This window comes from Marinobacterium iners DSM 11526 (assembly GCF_900107855.1).
GTDB classification, from domain to species: domain Bacteria; phylum Pseudomonadota; class Gammaproteobacteria; order Pseudomonadales; family Balneatricaceae; genus Marinobacterium; species Marinobacterium iners.
The window spans coordinates 1-16,349 of record NZ_FNRJ01000014.1; the positions used below are offsets into that span (position 1 = coordinate 1).

Sequence of the window (16,349 nt, forward strand, 5' to 3'; positions counted from 1 at the left end):
AACAGGCGGGAAAATCGTTCAGTATCAGGTAACTATGGTCTGGCCGTTGCAGGATAACACGCACGGCAAAGCTGCAAAACGCGCATGCTCGTTTTCACCGGAAGAGAATGACTGTGGTATCTCGATTTCTTCTTTCTCTTCAGGTGCTTACGACAACGTTCCTAGTCTTCGACTGAGATTAAATATGCGCATGCACAGTATTATAATTTTATGAGTCACCCAAGGATTTAGGGATTGCCAAGTTTTATGAAAAAGCATAAGCAAATTAAACGAAATCATCATTATGTTTGGAGTTTTTATCTAAAGAGTTGGGCGACAGATAACAATATATTCTATATATCAAAAAAAGGTAAAATTGCTTGTGATAGCGTCAAAGGGCTTGCAAGAGAAACTGACTTCTACAAGATAAGCAAGCTAAATCATATGGATATAGAGTTTATAAAGAAAATTTCGGCGAGCTCGCCGCAGTTTCTTCAAGAAATTCATATGTCACACCTAGATGATTTTATAAAACTATCAAATGTATCGAGTTTCATTTCTAGGGTAAAACATGTTCCAGAGGAGATTTTGTCTGTTCAGAAGGCAATAGAACACAATAGCTTGGAGAATCTGCATTCTTTTATTGAAGACACCGCGGTCGAAGTAATCTCAAATTTGGCACAAGGCAATTCCGAATGTCTAATGTCAAAAGATAACATGATTGCGTTTTGTTCATATGTCGGTCATCAAATGTCGAGAACAAAATCTTTTAAAGAAAAGTCGATGAGGGCCATTAAATCGAATCCAGATATTGGAGTCGAATACAAAGAGCTCTTAGAGCTCCTTGAAAAAAATTGGTGGTTTTTAAGCTTCATGTTTGGCATAAGTATTGGGTGTAGTTTGTACGAGTCAAAAGATAGGGATAATCATATATTCATTACCAATGATACTGGCCACCCATTTTTAACCAGTGATAATCCTATCATTAATGTGCATTCATCTTTGGCTTCGATTAAAGAAAGACAGGCACCGGAAAGTGCTGATTTTTATATCCCTTTATCACCTAAATACGCCTATATGATTAATAAATCGGAAGATTATAATCACTTAGCTTACTCAATTGGACTTGAAGATGTAAAAATATTCAACGAAAAAATAGTTGATAAATCGTATCGCACTGTATTTGGAAGCTCTGAAGCGGCGTTAAAAACTCATAACAAACGCGTCAATTAGGACGCTAGCAAGCTCGCGCCTATTACGCGGGCGTTATACTTCAAGAAAGTGTGTGCCATGGAATACGAAGGCTATTTAACAAAAGAAGAAGTATTGGAGAGAATTGAAAATGCATTTCCGTTCGTGGAAAGGCCATCGGAAGATGACCTTTATGTATATGACGAGTCCGATAGAATGCGGAAAATCATAAGTTCTGGTATATCTAAATTTCGAGAGCCAGAACTTCCTTATGAAGGCGTAATGGTTTTGTACGATGAATTTTCTACTATAAGCCAGAAAGCCGTCATTTGGCTGCTTCCGTCAATGCTAAGAATTATAATAAAAGAACGAGATCTGTCTGAAAATCTTCATTGGTTTCTGCCGTCATACTTTGAACACTTGGATTTAAATAGCCCTGATTCAGCATATAATTTTTCCTGGCTATCTCGGCAGCAGTTGTCTGCATTAAATTGCCTATTTGAGTACATGTCCGAAAAATACGATGGGTCAACTGGCTATGCACAAGAGAAATTACGAGAGATTGAGCAAAAGATATAACAAGTAGCTGTGGTGTCTAGTTAAATATTTAAGCCATATTTTCGCCCCATCGTGTCTCATTCTTGAGCATGGTGTTGAGCACCACGATCAGCTTGCGCATGCAGGCGATGATGGCCACTTTAGGCAGTTTGCCCTGGGCTTTCAGATGCTCGTAGAAGCGTTTGAACACAGGGTTGCATTGGATCGATGACAGCATCGCCATGAACATGACCGTGCGGATACGGTGACGGCCTCCGCGGATGCGCCGTTTGCCATTCCAGGAGCCACTTTCGCGGTTCATGGGTGCGACACCGACGAGTGCAGCTATCTCTTTGCGGTTGAGCTTGCCGAGTTCAGGCAGTTCGCTGAGCAAAGTGTAGGCGAGCACTTTACCGACGCCCGGCACACTGATCAGGATCTCGGTTTGGGTGCGCCAATGCTTGACCTGCATAATGGCTTCGTCGATCTGTTTGGTGATAGTCTTGATCTGCGTTTCCAGCGAGCGCAGCAATGTTTTGATAGAACGGTGCAGGGCTTTGGGTAAGATCTGGAGGCGGTTTTTCTCCATGGTCTGCATTTCGAGCAACTGAGTACGCCGAACAAGTAAGTCCTTGATCAAACGAGACTGTTTGTCCGCGATAGGTTTGATTTTAGGCTGGATAGTTGCTGCATAATGGGCGATGAGATTAGCATCGACCTTATCCGTTTTGGCAAGTATACCGATGACCTGGGCGTAGCGTCTGACACTGATAGGGTTGACGACAACAATGGGAAGATTGGCCTGGTCACAGGCGAACACGAAGGCGTGCTCATAGCGCCCTGTGGCTTCGACCACAATGCGTTTGATGTTGCGCTTTTTCAGTACGTTAATGACCTTGAGAATGTTTTCCTCGTCGTTCGGAATTTGGAAATGGAGGTCCAGCGGATGCAGGACGATATCGAGTTTGGATTTGCCGACATCAACGCCGACGTTGATTTCAATTTGGCTTTCTGTGTGTATGGTCATAGGCTAACTCTGCCTTGCTATGCGGGCTCGGGGCCTGTGATGCCCTTTGGGTGCCGATGACTGTTCGAGTTATCGCTAACGAGTCATGCAGCGCTACACACTTGTTATCGGTCTCTCGAAAGAGGAGCCGGCGCTACACCGAGCTGCTGCATGAAGGCCCTCAATGGCCGTTGAAGGTGGGTCCCAATTTACCCGGAAAACGCAAAGAATTATCCATACAAGGTGCTGTAGTCGCTGCGCTGGGACCTCCGTTACGCTGCGCTTCACTACGGCCCCTAAGCACGGCGTTATGTGTCCTAGTGAGCTACGAGTCTCGGAACAATAAATGATGCCTGCGAAGAAAACAGAAGTGAGGAAAGCGGCCGGAAAGCTAGTTTCAGCGATTCAGAAAGAATGGGGCGATGAACTAGGTGATCCTGGCGCAGTGCTAAGTGAAACTGTAATGCACAATTGCCACGCCCTCCTTCACGCGAATACAGCTGAAGAATTGCAAAAAATATTAAATGGTCGCAGTGTCGAGGAATTTCTCGGTATACATTGGGTAAAAGCTCACCCCACGGTAAAGCCTTTTATCCGTAAACTGGAGTCGGCGTGTTGAGTAAAACACATAACAAATTTCAGCACGCAAAGCGCCGCTGCGCGGCTCGGACCTCCTTACGCTGCGCCTCAGTCGGCCCGTGTGCAAGGCGTTAGGTTTACGATGCGGCTACCTACGTTTACAGAGTCTCTATTCGGAGCTTCCCTCTTCTTTCTTTGTTGCTACTTGGCTGCCTTTAACTATGAACTCCTTGGCAGAGATAAAGTTTGCAGCATTGATCTTCTAACAACGAACGAAGGGGCATGCTTGGTAAACCCAGGGGTTACTTCTGAGTTCAGGCTGATCGTAAATTTCGGAGGTGATATTGATACTGTTACCACCAAAGTACCGGTGTCGATACATATCACTTCAGAAACTTACGAATACTCCAAAACCAATATAATTCAAAAATCTGCAATTACTGGTGCGGGTAGGAGGTACTATCAGACCTTAAACTACGGCGACTTCAAAATATCAAAGAACGAAGAAACAGAAATTCTTCTGAAGGCAGGAGCAGGTGTTGAGAATCTACGCTTATTCAAAGCCCAAATAGTACCAAGCCTTAGCAACATCTATATTTATACATTCGCCATGCTGTTCTTGTTATTCTTATTTCTTTCAATTTTTTTACGCAAGAAAATATTTTTACAAAGATACGGAAAACCAATTCCATATATTCTTTACTTTTTCGTAGCACTTATAGCGTTAACATGGAATATTTAAAACCTAACAAAGCCGTCAACGTTCAGCCCAGCTTTGCTGGGCTTGGACCTTCGCTACTACGCAGCTTCGGCCCGTTACGGCGACGTTAGGGAACGTATGAACAAGTCCCACCAGCGCCATTAAAACTGCATTTTCTCTGTGCTGGGGCTCATAAAATGCGCACGTCCGCCTCTTTTAACCAACTGCAACCGACTTTTCAGGCAGTACAGACGGATTAACCCTGTGCTCTCAACATCTGGTCCACCCGCACAACATTGGCCAGCGCGAACAGCATGGCCAGCTTGCTGTCGTTTTTCTTCAGGCCACGGTAACGGGCTTTCACGAAGCCGAACTGGCACTTGATGATCCGGAACGGATGCTCAACTTTCGCACGGATGCTGGCTTTCAGATACTCGGTGCGGATTCTGACCTTATTGATCCGAGGGTGTTTTTTCAGGGTCTTCAGCTTCCCTGGCTGTTCAGCGATGTACCAATCCGCACTGACATCTTTCAGCTCATCTCGCTTTTCGGCGCCCCGGTAACCCGCATCAGCAAAGATGAATGCTTCTTCACCGTGCAGTAGCTGGTCAGCCTGATTGAGATCGTGCTCGTTTACGGCAGTTGTACTGAAACTGTGTGTGATACCGGTGCGGGCATCCACACCTATGTGAGCTTTCAAGCCGAAATGCCACTGGTTGCCTTTTTTGGTCTGATACATCTCCGGATATCGCTCGCCCGTTTTGTTCTTGGTGGAGCTGGGGCTTCGATGATAGTAGCATCAACCAGCGAGCCTTCTTTAAGAAGGACACCGGCCTCAGACAGCCATTGGTTCACTTCTTCAAAAACCTGTCGGGCCAAGCCTTGGCGTTCGAGCAAGTGCCGGAACTTCAGAATGGTGGTGTGATCGGGAATGGCTTTATCCAGTGACAAGCCTGCGAACAGCCGCATTGAGGCAATCTCGTACAGTGCATCTTCCATCGCTGGGTCACTGAGGTTGTACCATTGCTGCATACAATGAATCCGCAGTATAGTGGACAAGGGGTACGGCCGACGGTCGTTTCCAGCCTTGGGATAGTGGGGCTCGATAACGGCTTCGAGACGCGCCCATGGAATCAGCTTGTCCATTCGGCCCAGGAGTTTCTCCTTGCGGGTCTGACAGCGCTTGTTGCTGAACTCGCTGTCCGAGAATGTAAGTTGCTGATCCATCTGATGCGTCCTCGATTATGTGCAGTCAGCATTATCCCATGTGGCGAACTTGATCACACCTTCCCTAGGCTGGGGAGAAGGCTCAATGAGTATCAAGGCCAAGCAGAGCGACCCATTTTCCGTTCCGCCTTTGGCTCCACTACAAATGGTCGCCTGTTGGCGGCGTTATGCAGAATGATGAACTGGTCAATCACTAAAAAATTATCAGGTGGAGCGCTGACATTGATCGGTTTGGCAGTGTTGGCAGATATCCTCGTTGCATTGTTCATCGGGCGTAGTGCGCTGACCGCTGAATCTGTTGGTTGCTATCTTACTGATGCAATGGTGATTGGTTTTCACTGTCAGGGGTTTTGGGCATCCGACAGTGTGTCGGTCTGGCTCAACCTTCCAGCGTGGGCGGTCTACGGGCTAATGTTCGCGCCCTATAGCTTGAAAGCGACCATTCTGGCTATTTTGGTATGGCTGCCGCTAATCATATTCATCGTGGCGTCTCGCAAGGTGGCTCAACGCGCATAACAAGGCGCAGCAGTGCTTCGGCGTTAGATGCCAGTAGAGGTCCTACCTTCGTTTCTGTTTCGTCAACATTTGTTGACAGCCTCCTATTCGTCAACTATTGTTGACGAATGACAGAGATAAAATCACTTCCATCACCGAACAACCCCGAAGACGCGCTCGTTGCTGTAGTTGCGCTTCGCCGTATGGCAGATAAGTTGGAAAGAAAAGCCGTCAAAGAAGCTATTGCCCAAGGATGGAGTTGGTCACAGGTCGCTGAAGCACTGGGCGTTTCAAAGCAAGCAGCTCATAAACGCCACGCAGCATACATTCAGAACACAACGGGTCGAAAAGGGAAAAGTAATGTTTAAACGTCTTCTATTACGTTTTCGAGATATGAAAACCATTGGAAAATTAATACCCGGAGCAGATGAACAGGCAAATATCATGGGTGAAGAAAAACCCGGTGCTGAGCACTTTGTCCTCTCTGCGCTCTGTTTAGAAGACGGTACGGCTAAGCGAGCATTTAACAAATTAGGAATCGATTCCAAAAAATTCCAAAATGCCATTAAAGCGCAGTATGATGACGCGCTAAGCTCTGTCGGTATCAGTGAGCAAGTTACTGAGATTGAACCTGAGCCTATAAAATCAGACAAAATCCTCCACGACTCGCAGCCTTCAGGCCAAGATCTAATAAAATCTCTTTATACGTTAAAAAAAGAGGATAAAACTCGTCCTCTACAAGGAGCCCATGTAATAATCGTGGCTGCTTCCATAGAGTATGGTGTGGTACCGAGGGCGTTTAAAGTTCTGGGGGTTGACAGAGAATCGCTAGCCAAAGCAGCTAGAGACGAGCTCGTCTCGATATAGTATGAAGCAAATTGCATCTAATAAAGCCAGCCAGAGGGACACAAAAACCGTCGCTTCGCTCTTGTTTTCGTTCCCCTGCTGGCGGCGTTAAGTTTCAAGGAAAAGCATGAATCAGTACGTCAAGGGAACAATATTTGGCTTGGTCATCACCATAGGATTGGGAATTGTTGGCTATCTTGCGGTGGTTTTCTACCTCATTTCACAAGGCTTCGATGAAAGCAATGAAATCATTGATGTCATTAGGTCGAAAAACGCTATGTATTGGTCTACGCCATACACCTTGCTAGTCACAATATTAGGAGTCTGGCTGGGTGTTAGAAAAATCGATTCAAGAGTCTACTTTGTAGCTGCCATCATAGTGTTGCTCACAGCTTTATCTGTCACATCTGGCCCCCTCAAAATAATGAGTATCCACATGAATTATATTCCAATTATTTTGGGTGGAATTTTAGGGGGGTATGCCGGAGCGAAAACTTAACAAAGGGGTGAAGCTGTTATCGAACCTCATTACCCCAAGCCCGGCAATGGCCGCCGGTCGTTCTCCTTGTCCACCATACTGCGGATTCATTGTATGCAGCAATGGTACAACCTCAGTGATCCGGCCATGGAGGATGCACTGTATGAAATTGCTTCCATGCGCCTGTTTGCTCGGTTGTCATTGGATAAAGCAATTCCCGATTACACCACCATCTTGAACTTCCGCCATCTTTTGGAACGCCACGGGCTAGCTCGGCAGGTTTTTGAGGAGATGAACCAATAGCTGTCTGAAGCCGGTGTCCTTCTGAAAAAGGGCTCACTGGTTGATGCCACTATCATCGAAGCCCCCTGCTCCACCAAGAACAAAACGTACGAGCATGCCCGCACCGGCATCACACACAGTTTCAGTACAACTGCCGCAAACGAGCACGATCTCAAGCTGAAGACACTGAAAAAGCGCCCTCGGATCAATAAGGTCAGAATCCGCACAGAGTATCTGAAGACCAGTCTTCGTGCGAAAAATGAGGAAGCTAAACGTGAAGGCTGAAAGTTGTCTGATATGCGATGGTGACTTTGAATGAGAGAAAATGCCATTGAAGGAATACCATTATGACTCAGTCTATAAAATCAAACTCCGTTCGGCAGGCTAGACTCAGCTGGCAGTGTCAGTGAGAACACAGTGGCTGGTGGTTCCGTTTCGCGGTGGTAATTCAGCTTTCCGTTATGCAGTTGCATGATCTCATGAACAAAACTCAGCCCCAGCCCACTGCCTTTGCTGCCATCTGTCCGGGGCAGACAGAAAAAGCGCTGGGTCAGTTTTTCTTCAGCAAAAGGCGGCACACCGGGCCCGGAATCTTTTACGCTGATGTAAACAGAAGCATCGTTTTGTATGGCACCGATCAGTACAGCTGACTCCGGCGGTGAGAACTCTATGGCGTTCCGGATCAGGTTGCTCAGTGCATCCTGCAGCAGGGTAGTGTCGCCGGTGATGGACAAGGAAGGGGCACAGCTGTATTCAAGGCTGACTCTGTGCCGGCTGGCGTAGTCTTCAAGGCTCCGGCAGACTGCTGTGATCAGCTCTTTCAGTACAACTCTGTCGTGTCGTTCCAGGCTGCTCTGATATTCAATGGCGGCCAGTTTCAGCAAGCGCTCGATCAGCTCCTGCATCCTTGAACCCTGCTCAATAATATTATTGAGAAACTGATTGCGCCGAGCATCGGACATTGGTTCCTGCAACAGCTCTGCGGCACCACGGATACCGGCGATCGGGGCTTTCAGTTCGTGCGTCAGGCTCTGCACATAATCTGCCACATAGGATTTGCCATCCAGTGCGGCTTTCATGCTTTCAAGCGCTTTACCCACACGTCCAACTTCATTATGACCAAGCGCTGGCAGCACGGGGCGTTCGCCTCTGGAAACCCCTCTGGCATACTGTTCAAGGCGGTGCAAAGGCCGTGTAATCCAGAGGGTGATCACAAGACCGGTCAACAGCGTTGCCAGTGCAGCGACCAGTGAAATCCAGAGCAGGTTGGTGCTCAGGTGGCTGATAAAGCGGTTAATGTTGCGGGTGGGCTTTCCGGTGGACACCACACCGATAATATCACCGCGATACAGCACCGGGCTTGCGGCATAGAGCCGTTCGGTATCACTATTACCGGGCACATCGTCGCTGCTGCGGGCACCATAATGACCGCGCAGAGTCAGATAGACATCGCGCCACTGGGAATAATCGCGGCCGGTATCGGTGTAATGGGAATCAAAAATCACGGTGCCTCTGGCATCGGTGATATACATTCTCAGATCAACTTCGGTTTTAAGCAGATCATAAATCTGTGCGTTTAGCGGCCTGCCGGCCAGCCCTGCAAAGAGCCGTTCAGCCAGATGTGTGTCGATCACGGTGCCACCGCTTTCGCTGAAGCTGACACCTTCATTCGCGATCAAAGTAGCCATCATTTCTGATATATCGACCAGAATCTCTTCCTGAGCTTCTTTATAACGGGGCTCCAGCTCATCGAGTACCCAGTAAACCACACTGCCAAGGCCTGTCAGCACTGAAAACAGAAACACCAGAATCAGGCGTGATCTCAGGCTCATGCATCCGCCTCAAAGCTGTAGCCAAGGCCACGGCGGGTTTTGAGCGGGTCGCAGTTTGCGCTGATGTCGCGGATTTTGCGCCGGAGGGTTTTGATGTGTGTATCGACAGTGCGGTCAAAGCTGCGTTCAGGCTCTTCCCACACCTGTTGCATCAACTGTTCACGGGAATAGATTCTACCGGGATTGCTCATCAGTAACAGTAGCAGGCGGTATTCATAGCGGCTCAGATCCAGCAAGATACCATTCAGCATGATTCTGGCGCCATCTGCATCGTGACTGAAGCCGGCAGAGCTGATATTCGCAGCTTCCTGAGGCTGACGCAGGCGAGCACGGATACGGGCCGTGAGTACCCGGGGGCTGAAGGGTTTGGTGATGTAATCATCAGCGCCCAGTTCAAGGCCCAACACCTGGTCGATCTCTTCATGGCGGGAGGTCAGAAACACCACCGGCACAGAGGATGCCTGCCTGATGACCCGGCAGACATCAAATCCGCTCATATCGGGAAGGCCGATATCCAGCAGAACCAGCTCTATATTACCCTCGCTGAGTGCATCCAGAGCCTGCTGCCCGGTGGTGACCCAGATATTAACCATCCGTTCGGTTTCCAGAGCATAGCGTATGGTGTCAGCAATAGAGGGTTCATCCTCAACAATCAGTACCGCCATGGTGTTCCCTCTGTTAAAACGCCGGTCCATAAGTGGTGCAGAGGCCCACATTATCTTTGGCAGATCAGCGAGTGTAAAGCCGCTTACATTACCACCAGGGTGTGTGCCACCTGTGCCTGAATGTAACCTGGCGTTCTTATTTCACAGAAAAACAGGACTCCACACTCACTTCACATTTTCCTCAAACAGAAAGCAGATACTCGCCTCATATTAATGAGGAGAAGAGCAATGCATACATTTTCACACAAGGGCATTCGCCCACTGATTCTGGCCTGTCTGATGATGGGGTGTGCACAGAATGCGGTAGCTGATGCGGTTACCCACGGTACCCTGGTATCCCGTGATGAGCAGGGGCAAAAACAGGATATGCCGCTGGTCAGCACCCGTGTGGCCATGGAGATTACAGGTTCTGTACTGCGCGCTCAGGTGACCCAGGTATTCCATAACCCCACAGATAACTGGGCAGAGGCACTGTATCTGTTCCCTCTGCCCGGTGAGGCAGCCGTTGATCACCTGAAAATGCAGATAGGAGACCGCATTATCGAGGGTGATATTCAGGAAAAAGAGCAGGCCCGGGCAACCTACGAGCAGGCAAAATCTCAGGGACAGAACGCCGCGCTCACCGAGCAGGACCGCCCCAACCTGTTTCACACATCCGTTGCCAATATTCCGCCGGGTGGCGAGGTCACCATCAGTATTGAGTACCAGCAGACACTGGTCTGGAAAGATGGCCGGTTCAGCGCCGGTTTTCCGCTGGCAATCACCCCACGTTATAACCCGGTACAGCCCGGAGAAGTGCGCCGTGTGGTTGAGGGACTGGCAACCCTGAGCAGCGGCTGGCAGGTACTGCCGGGTGAGCGTAAAACCGTGATAGCCACAAGCGGCGATGACGACAACGCCGTCAGCCCTACTCCGGGACCGGTTGAGATCAGCCTTAGTCTGCAACCTGGATTCAGACTCAGCTCTTTGGACAGCCCTTCACATCAGATCAGTCAGCAACAGACAGAAGATGGCCGCTACCTCATCAGCCTGCTGGCGGATGAGCCGGATGACTACCGTGATTTTGTTTTGAACTGGACACCGGTGGAAAGCGCCGAACCTTCGGCGGCGTTTTTCTCTGAGCAGCATGGGGATGAACACTATGGTCTGCTGATGCTTATGCCGCCTCAGGATCTGCACACAGCACGCTACAGCCGAGAAGTGGTCTTTGTGATTGATACGTCAGGTTCCATGGCCGGTACCTCAATTGAAGCCGCGCGCAGAGCGCTGCAGGCCGGTATAGACGGGCTGGCATCTGATGACACGTTTAACGTGATTCAGTTTAACTCTTCAACCGATACACTCTTTAACCAGCCGGTTATAGCCGATATCCGGCGCCGTCAGCAGGCCGCCAGCTATATCAACTCACTGCAGGCAGGCGGTGGTACCGAAATGGCACCTGCACTGACTGCTGCACTGTCAGGCATACGCAGCAATGATGACACTCCCAGATTGCGCCAGATCGTGTTTATCACCGATGGCAGTGTGTCCAACGAACAGCAATTGTTTGATCTGATCCGCAGCCGTCTCGATAACACCCGCCTGTTCACCGTGGGTATTGGCAGCGCACCCAACAGTTACTTTATGGAAGAGGCTGCAGTAGCCGGGCGAGGTACCTTTACGTATATTGCGTCTCCGTCTGAATCTGAAAGCAGTATGCAAACGCTCTTCAGCAAGCTGGAAAAACCGGCCATGACCGATATCAGGATCGAAGGCGATGGGATTAAAGACCTGATGCCATCGGTAATTCCTGACCTTTACTCCGGTGAGCCGCTGGCGGTGTCGATGAAACTGGCAAACGGCACAGGCGAAGTCCGTATCAGTGGTCGTACCGGTGATGCCGCCTGGCAGGAAACACTGACACTGGCACCGGCGGATAATACCCGGGGTATCATGACAGACTGGGCCCAGCGTGCGGTGCAGGACTGGCGCCGTGGCTATCTCAGAGGTGTCAGCGAAGAACAGATCCGTTCTGAAATCATTGCGCTGGGTCTTCAATATCACCTGGTTACGCCATACACCAGCCTGGTTGCCGTTGATAAAACACCTGTCCGTCCTGAACAGGAAGGGAGCGAAACGCTGGTGGTGCCTGCAGCCAAACCCCACGGCCTTGATCTGGGGATGGCCCAGGGCGCTACCGGGTATCAGCTGCCCCTCGCCGGAGGACTTGCCGCCCTGCTGGCAGCACTTTCCGTCATGATTGTGGAGCGGCGCAGAAAGTCCGGTTCAAGGTGGTGTGCATGACCCTCAGCATCCGTAACCTCATACTGGCAGCCCTTGTGGCTGCTGGTCTGATCCTCACCTCAACAGCCCTGTGGATTCCTGTAAAAGCCCGGTTGGCGCAATGGCTGCTGGCCGATGCCTGGGCCGAAAGTCTGGACAGCGGTACAGCAGTAAAACCCTGGCCCTGGGCCGACCACTGGCCGGTTGCGCGTCTGAGCGTGCCTGATATGGACATTGATCAGATTGTACTGGCCGGAGACAGTGGCAGCTCGCTGGCTTTTGGTCCCGGTGAAAATATGCAGGCACATGCGATGACCCATGCCGCACGGATTATCAGCGGACACAGAGATACCCACTTCAGCTTCTTGAGGAATATACAACCAGGCCAGACGCTGATGCTCAGCGACCATAACGGAAATGTGACATACCAGGTTGATCAGATTCAGGTGGTGGATTCGGCCGTTACCCGGCTGACGCCCACTGCCTTTCCAGATGGACTGATACTGGTGACCTGCTATCCTTTTGATGCGCTCACCGCAGGAGGAACTCAGCGGCTGGTTGTGATGGCCTCTGCTGTTGAGCCTGAGAAGCCCCCTGCATACTGAGTAAAAGCATAATGTTCATCATATTGATCAGTGCTCAATACCTTCTGTGTGAGGCTGACTAGGAGGCCTAAGATCGATTTGATGTGGAATGCTTTTGGTATGCGCCAATCACCAAATTTTGATGATGAGGGAAATTGAGCGCCTCGGGACTGAATGTTAACAAGTCGCAGCAGTACGCGGCCGATAGCCGCCGGACGTCCTTTCCATGGTTCCTTCGTAGCCCTTCCAAGGTCACCGCTGTGTTCAGCGTTAATGATAATACTGAACGGCTTGTATACTAGGTTAGGTTAACAACCCAGCTAACATTTGCTTCGGGCCACCTCTTGTAATCCCGGCTATGGGGCGGTCCAGCGCACAGAGAGGAACTTCACAAGAGTCATCCAATCGTTTCGAGCGCCGAGCACCTGTGGAAAAGTCAACCTGACTTTTTGTGATTTTATACAGTGTATTGATGGCAACATGCTCTCCGCGCTCACTTTATCGCGTACCGGTGCTCATTTGCGACTGGTAACAGGCTGAAAAATCGTTCACTATCAGAGGACTATGGACTGGCCGTTGCAGGATACTGCGCACGGCAAAGCTGCAAAATGCGCAAGCTCGTTTTCACCGGAGGAGAATGACTGTGGTATCTCGACTTATCCTTTCTCTTCATATGCTTACAACAGCTCTCCAGTCTGCGACTGAGAGCAAATATGCGCATGTGCAGTATTAATAATGTTAGGCAATCATAAGTATGGAAACATGGGTGCAAGTAGTTGAGTTGGTAGTCTGGCCATTCACGATAGTCGTGGTGGTTGGCTTGCTGCGTGCACCTTTGTCAAAACTGGTGCCAACGCTTAAGAGGCTTAAATACAAAGATTTGGAGCTTGAGTTCGAACGGGAAGCGAGCAAGATTCTTGCTGAGGTAGAACGTGATCTGCCAGAGCCTAAACGCTCAGATAATGTGGAAGAACGCGGTCCTGACACTCCGAGATTTAGTCGCATAGCGACTGTGCCTACGGACTTAGTTATGTGCTCGTGGAGCGAGCTTGAGAGCGTTATCCGTGATCTCGTTGGTATAAGTGCATACGAGGAGACAAGTGTGCGCTCGTTGGTGGATCTTCTTGCCAAATCTGGAAGAGTCAGCGACGAAACAATCAGAGCAATTTTAGACTTGGCCGCTTTACGTAATCGTGTTGCTCATGCGGAGTCAGAAGTAATTTCAGCCGGTATGGCTCATTCGTATGCCAATTCAGTACGGAGAGTCAAAGCGGGACTGGGCGGCATCGATGCCTAACCAATACAATCACGGCGACGGTTACTGCATTGCGGCTGCGCCTCCATTCCGTAACCGCGCGTGTTGCCGGCGTTATACATTTCCGTAAGCTGGAGAAATCAGTGAAACCAATCTACGACACTAATAATATTTTCGCGAAGATCATTGCTGGAGAGGCCCCCTGTGTAAAGGTCTATGAGGATGATTTAACGCTCGCATTCATGGATATAATGCCGCAGAAGGATGGTCACGTATTAGTAGTACCCAAGGAACAAGCGGTCACAATTTACGATCTGTCTGCAGAAGCTGCTCAAGCATGCATGCTAACCGTTCAGAAAATAGGTAAAGCTCTCGAGCGCGCTATGGGGGTGACTGGGTCAACCATATTCCAGCACAATGGCTCTTCTGCCGGTCAAACTGTGGGGCATTTTCATTTTCATGTTTTTCCAGGTCCTTTGTTGGTGATAAAAGACCATGGCGTGCAGTTTGAAGAGGTTGGGAAGCTTGAAGAGATAGCTGCGTTAATCATTGCACAATTAGAAAGTCCACATGCATAAAAAATGCAGGCACAGCGACGCCCACTGCATTGCGCCTCCGGCTCCATTTCGTGGGCACGCGTGCTGCAAGCGTTATGACTTCAGGGAGGGGGCGTGGGTACTTTAGTAACCGTAGCAAGATTTTCTTTTCCGCATGAGGCCAATATAGCTAAAGGGCTATTAGAAAGTGAGGGAATTCCTTCATTCGTAGCGGATGAACATACCGTCAATATGCAGTGGCTTTACTCTAATGCAATGGGTGGTGTAAGGCTTCAAGTACCATGTGAATTTTCAGTGAGTGCGCTCGATATTCTGAAAGAGGATTTTTCTGATAGCGTCAACTCTGAGTTTGATATGCCTATTGAAAAATGTCCTCAATGTGAATCTTTGGATGTCGAGAATTATACAAAAGGTAAAAGAAGTGCATTTTTAGTTTTCATATTTTTAGGCTTTCCATTATTCTTCTATAAACATGGCTTAAGATGTAAGAAATGTGGATATTTCTGGAAAACATAAAAAAACATTGAAAACGTTGAAAAACGTTCGTTTCACTCACTGGGACCTACTAGTAAAAAAATCACTGTAAGAATTAAATCAGATAGTAGTTTATAATTTTCCAGAGAAGTTATTTGCTATTTATTCTGAGGCCAATGGAACAACGCGCCGGCTGTTTTTAAATGTTAGCTTTTCAGAAGGATTAGAGAGAGATGTATGTCATTGTGCTACTTCTCATGTCCCTAGGAATGGGGGCTGACGAAATTATCATGAATGCAAAGGGTGAAGTGGTCTCTGATTTAACCCAGACACTTTGGGCATTTATGTTCTTTATACTATCCACAATGTGGTCTGCTCAAGATTCAAAAGCCCGAAATATTCACCGACCATTTGACTTTGGGTTTCTTATTTACATTCTATGGCCTATTTCTTTCCCAGCATATCTAATTGCAACACGAGGTGTGGAAGGCATTATTACGTTTCTTGGATTCCTGGCGATTTGGTGTGGGCCGTGGCTTTTAGGACTTGTTTCTTACGTCTATATATATTCAGGCTGAAAGCTAACAAAGAATTTCATTCGCACACAAGTGGGCTGGGACCTCCGTCTCTATGCGGATCCGATCTAACCGATGATTTTGGTTTAGGTCCTCTATGGCTACTCATCGTTCTCCCGGGAAACATAATTGTAGGGGCTATTAGTTCATGGGTAACATTGATAGCCTTAAAAGAAGAGAGCGGTAGTGATAATGAAAATACATAACCAGGCGTTCAAAATCGTTCGCCTCGCTCACAGGGAAGAAGCCCATGAATCAGAATCTTGCAGATGAACTGGTCACGATGATGACGGAAGACCAGCGATTATTGCAGCAACTTTTCGATTCCGGAGAACTGCCATCTGAGTCTTATCATCCCCGGATGAAAGCTCTACATGAGCACAACGCTTCTCGCCTCAAGGAGATTATCGGTGCTCATGGTTGGCCCAGCATTTCGTTGGTTGGTGAGGATGCTGCCAAGGCTGCTTGGCTTGTCGCTCAGCATTCCGTTTCAGATATCGAGTTCATGGCGGAATGTGTTTCCCTGCTGGAAAATGCCATTGTGAGAGAAGATGTGGCAGGCTGGCAATTGGCGTTCCTTCAGGACCGAGTACGGACGCTATCCGGCGAGCCCCAATATTATGGCACCCAGTTTGATATTGATGAAGATGGGTGGCCAACACCGTTTCCCATTGAGGATTCTGCTACGGTTAATGAGCGCCGTGCTCGCCTTGGGCTTAATTCCCTGGAGGAGCGCTTGGAGCAAATGACCGAGCAGGAGCGGAAGCGTCGTGCCAATACCCAGCACACCCGTTAACCAAACGCACTCTCGAACGTCCTGGTCTC

19 protein-coding genes and 2 pseudogenes are annotated in these 16,349 nt (G+C 48.8%); 17 read left to right on the top strand and 4 right to left on the bottom strand.

What is annotated here, in order from left to right; all coding sequences use genetic code 11:
* The 3 genes from BLV48_RS19220 to BLV48_RS13690 all read left to right on the top strand — a co-directional run.
* A partial coding sequence (locus BLV48_RS19220) for a hypothetical protein (RefSeq protein ID WP_217633023.1) occupies nt 1–214 on the top strand: 214 nt, incomplete at its 5' end.
* Nucleotides 215–246: 32 nt separating this feature from the next.
* Complete coding sequence (locus BLV48_RS13685; protein ID WP_091827360.1) at nt 247–1,212, top strand: DUF4238 domain-containing protein; 966 nt, start codon at nt 247–249, stop codon at nt 1,210–1,212.
* 57 nt (nt 1,213–1,269) lie between these two features.
* Complete coding sequence (locus BLV48_RS13690; protein ID WP_091827361.1) at nt 1,270–1,749, top strand: hypothetical protein; 480 nt, start codon at nt 1,270–1,272, stop codon at nt 1,747–1,749.
* A gap of 28 nt (nt 1,750–1,777) precedes the next feature.
* Here the strand turns inward: BLV48_RS13690 and BLV48_RS13695 are convergent, their stop codons facing one another.
* The gene (locus tag BLV48_RS13695) at nt 1,778–2,728 is read right to left on the bottom strand and encodes an IS110 family RNA-guided transposase (RefSeq protein ID WP_091827451.1); all 951 of its coding nucleotides are present in this window, start codon (nt 2,726–2,728) and stop codon (nt 1,778–1,780) included.
* 331 nt (nt 2,729–3,059) lie between these two features.
* On the opposite strand from BLV48_RS13695, the gene BLV48_RS13700 reads away from it, so the two are divergent.
* Together BLV48_RS13700 and BLV48_RS13705 are read left to right on the top strand one after the other, a co-directional pair.
* Nucleotides 3,060–3,332, top strand: a complete 273-nt coding sequence (locus tag BLV48_RS13700; RefSeq protein ID WP_091827362.1) for a hypothetical protein — start codon at nt 3,060–3,062, stop codon at nt 3,330–3,332.
* Between the two features lie 165 nt (nt 3,333–3,497).
* Complete coding sequence (locus BLV48_RS13705) at nt 3,498–4,034, top strand: hypothetical protein (protein WP_217633024.1); 537 nt, start codon at nt 3,498–3,500, stop codon at nt 4,032–4,034.
* Nucleotides 4,035–4,248: 214 nt separating this feature from the next.
* Here BLV48_RS13705 and BLV48_RS13710 read toward each other — a convergent pair.
* Nucleotides 4,249–5,126: pseudogene (locus tag BLV48_RS13710) on the bottom strand (IS5 family transposase).
* Between the two features lie 81 nt (nt 5,127–5,207).
* Between BLV48_RS13710 and BLV48_RS18785 the strand changes: the two are divergent.
* The 5 genes and pseudogenes from BLV48_RS18785 to BLV48_RS13735 form a co-directional block, all read left to right on the top strand.
* Nucleotides 5,208–5,735 (top strand): hypothetical protein, encoded by a 528-nt coding sequence (locus tag BLV48_RS18785; protein WP_139253928.1) that lies wholly within the window; start codon nt 5,208–5,210, stop codon nt 5,733–5,735.
* A gap of 107 nt (nt 5,736–5,842) precedes the next feature.
* Complete coding sequence (locus tag BLV48_RS13720; RefSeq protein WP_091827365.1) at nt 5,843–6,082, top strand: helix-turn-helix domain-containing protein; 240 nt, start codon at nt 5,843–5,845, stop codon at nt 6,080–6,082.
* Nucleotides 6,075–6,581 carry a Clp protease N-terminal domain-containing protein gene (locus BLV48_RS13725; protein WP_091827366.1) on the top strand — a complete coding sequence of 169 codons (507 nt, stop codon included), beginning with the start codon at nt 6,075–6,077 and terminating at the stop codon, nt 6,579–6,581. The genes BLV48_RS13720 and BLV48_RS13725 overlap by 8 nt, the downstream gene beginning before the upstream one ends.
* A 106-nt stretch (nt 6,582–6,687) precedes the next feature.
* Nucleotides 6,688–7,059 (top strand): hypothetical protein, encoded by a 372-nt coding sequence (locus tag BLV48_RS13730; protein ID WP_091827367.1) that lies wholly within the window; start codon nt 6,688–6,690, stop codon nt 7,057–7,059.
* A gap of 12 nt (nt 7,060–7,071) precedes the next feature.
* Nucleotides 7,072–7,596, top strand: a pseudogene (locus BLV48_RS13735) (transposase); the annotation flags it as partial.
* A gap of 89 nt (nt 7,597–7,685) precedes the next feature.
* Here the strand turns inward: BLV48_RS13735 and creC are convergent.
* Nucleotides 7,686–9,152: a two-component system sensor histidine kinase CreC gene (gene creC, locus BLV48_RS13740; RefSeq protein WP_091827368.1), complete on the bottom strand. Its 1,467-nt coding sequence runs from the start codon at nt 9,150–9,152 to the stop codon at nt 7,686–7,688.
* Nucleotides 9,149–9,817 carry a two-component system response regulator CreB gene (gene creB / locus BLV48_RS13745; protein WP_091827369.1) on the bottom strand — a complete coding sequence of 223 codons (669 nt, stop codon included), beginning with the start codon at nt 9,815–9,817 and terminating at the stop codon, nt 9,149–9,151. The genes creC and creB overlap by 4 nt, the downstream gene beginning before the upstream one ends.
* Before the next feature lie 228 nt (nt 9,818–10,045).
* Here creB and BLV48_RS13750 point away from each other — a divergent pair, with 228 nt between their 5' ends.
* From BLV48_RS13750 to BLV48_RS13780, 7 genes are all read left to right on the top strand, one after another.
* Entirely contained in the window at nt 10,046–12,100 is a 2,055-nt protein-coding gene (locus BLV48_RS13750; protein WP_175527682.1) for a marine proteobacterial sortase target protein, read from the top strand.
* Nucleotides 12,097–12,684: a class GN sortase gene (locus tag BLV48_RS13755; RefSeq protein WP_091827371.1), complete on the top strand. Its 588-nt coding sequence runs from the start codon at nt 12,097–12,099 to the stop codon at nt 12,682–12,684. The genes BLV48_RS13750 and BLV48_RS13755 overlap by 4 nt, the downstream gene beginning before the upstream one ends.
* A gap of 733 nt (nt 12,685–13,417) precedes the next feature.
* Nucleotides 13,418–13,960, top strand: coding sequence for a hypothetical protein (locus tag BLV48_RS13760; RefSeq protein ID WP_139253929.1), 543 nt, complete (start codon nt 13,418–13,420; stop codon nt 13,958–13,960).
* A gap of 101 nt (nt 13,961–14,061) precedes the next feature.
* On the top strand, nt 14,062–14,496 hold the full coding sequence (locus BLV48_RS13765) for an HIT family protein (protein ID WP_091827373.1): 435 nt from the start codon (nt 14,062–14,064) through the stop codon (nt 14,494–14,496).
* Between the two features lie 93 nt (nt 14,497–14,589).
* Nucleotides 14,590–14,991 (top strand): putative signal transducing protein, encoded by a 402-nt coding sequence (locus BLV48_RS13770; RefSeq protein WP_091827374.1) that lies wholly within the window; start codon nt 14,590–14,592, stop codon nt 14,989–14,991.
* Nucleotides 14,992–15,182: 191 nt separating this feature from the next.
* Nucleotides 15,183–15,527 (top strand): hypothetical protein, encoded by a 345-nt coding sequence (locus tag BLV48_RS13775; protein WP_091827375.1) that lies wholly within the window; start codon nt 15,183–15,185, stop codon nt 15,525–15,527.
* A 247-nt stretch (nt 15,528–15,774) separates the two neighbouring features.
* Entirely contained in the window at nt 15,775–16,320 is a 546-nt protein-coding gene (locus BLV48_RS13780) for a DUF6624 domain-containing protein (RefSeq protein WP_091827376.1), read from the top strand.
* Nucleotides 16,321–16,349: the final 29 nt, after the last annotated feature.

Excerpts from the sequence above, each read along its gene's own strand:
- BLV48_RS13685 (WP_091827360.1), top strand. The coding sequence starts at position 247 with ATGAAAAAGCATAAGCAAATTAAACGAAATCATCATTATGTTTGGAGT.
- BLV48_RS13690 (WP_091827361.1), top strand. The coding sequence starts at position 1,270 with ATGGAATACGAAGGCTATTTAACAAAAGAAGAAGTATTGGAGAGAATT.
- BLV48_RS13700 (WP_091827362.1), top strand. The coding sequence starts at position 3,060 with ATGATGCCTGCGAAGAAAACAGAAGTGAGGAAAGCGGCCGGAAAGCTA.
- BLV48_RS13720 (WP_091827365.1), top strand. The coding sequence starts at position 5,843 with ATGACAGAGATAAAATCACTTCCATCACCGAACAACCCCGAAGACGCG.
- BLV48_RS13725 (WP_091827366.1), top strand. The coding sequence starts at position 6,075 with ATGTTTAAACGTCTTCTATTACGTTTTCGAGATATGAAAACCATTGGA.
- BLV48_RS13730 (WP_091827367.1), top strand. The coding sequence starts at position 6,688 with ATGAATCAGTACGTCAAGGGAACAATATTTGGCTTGGTCATCACCATA.
- creC (WP_091827368.1), bottom strand. The coding sequence starts at position 9,152 with ATGAGCCTGAGATCACGCCTGATTCTGGTGTTTCTGTTTTCAGTGCTG.
- creB (WP_091827369.1), bottom strand. The coding sequence starts at position 9,817 with ATGGCGGTACTGATTGTTGAGGATGAACCCTCTATTGCTGACACCATA.
- BLV48_RS13750 (WP_175527682.1), top strand. The coding sequence starts at position 10,046 with ATGCATACATTTTCACACAAGGGCATTCGCCCACTGATTCTGGCCTGT.
- BLV48_RS13755 (WP_091827371.1), top strand. The coding sequence starts at position 12,097 with ATGACCCTCAGCATCCGTAACCTCATACTGGCAGCCCTTGTGGCTGCT.
- BLV48_RS13760 (WP_139253929.1), top strand. The coding sequence starts at position 13,418 with ATGGAAACATGGGTGCAAGTAGTTGAGTTGGTAGTCTGGCCATTCACG.
- BLV48_RS13775 (WP_091827375.1), top strand. The coding sequence starts at position 15,183 with ATGTATGTCATTGTGCTACTTCTCATGTCCCTAGGAATGGGGGCTGAC.
- BLV48_RS13780 (WP_091827376.1), top strand. The coding sequence starts at position 15,775 with ATGAATCAGAATCTTGCAGATGAACTGGTCACGATGATGACGGAAGAC.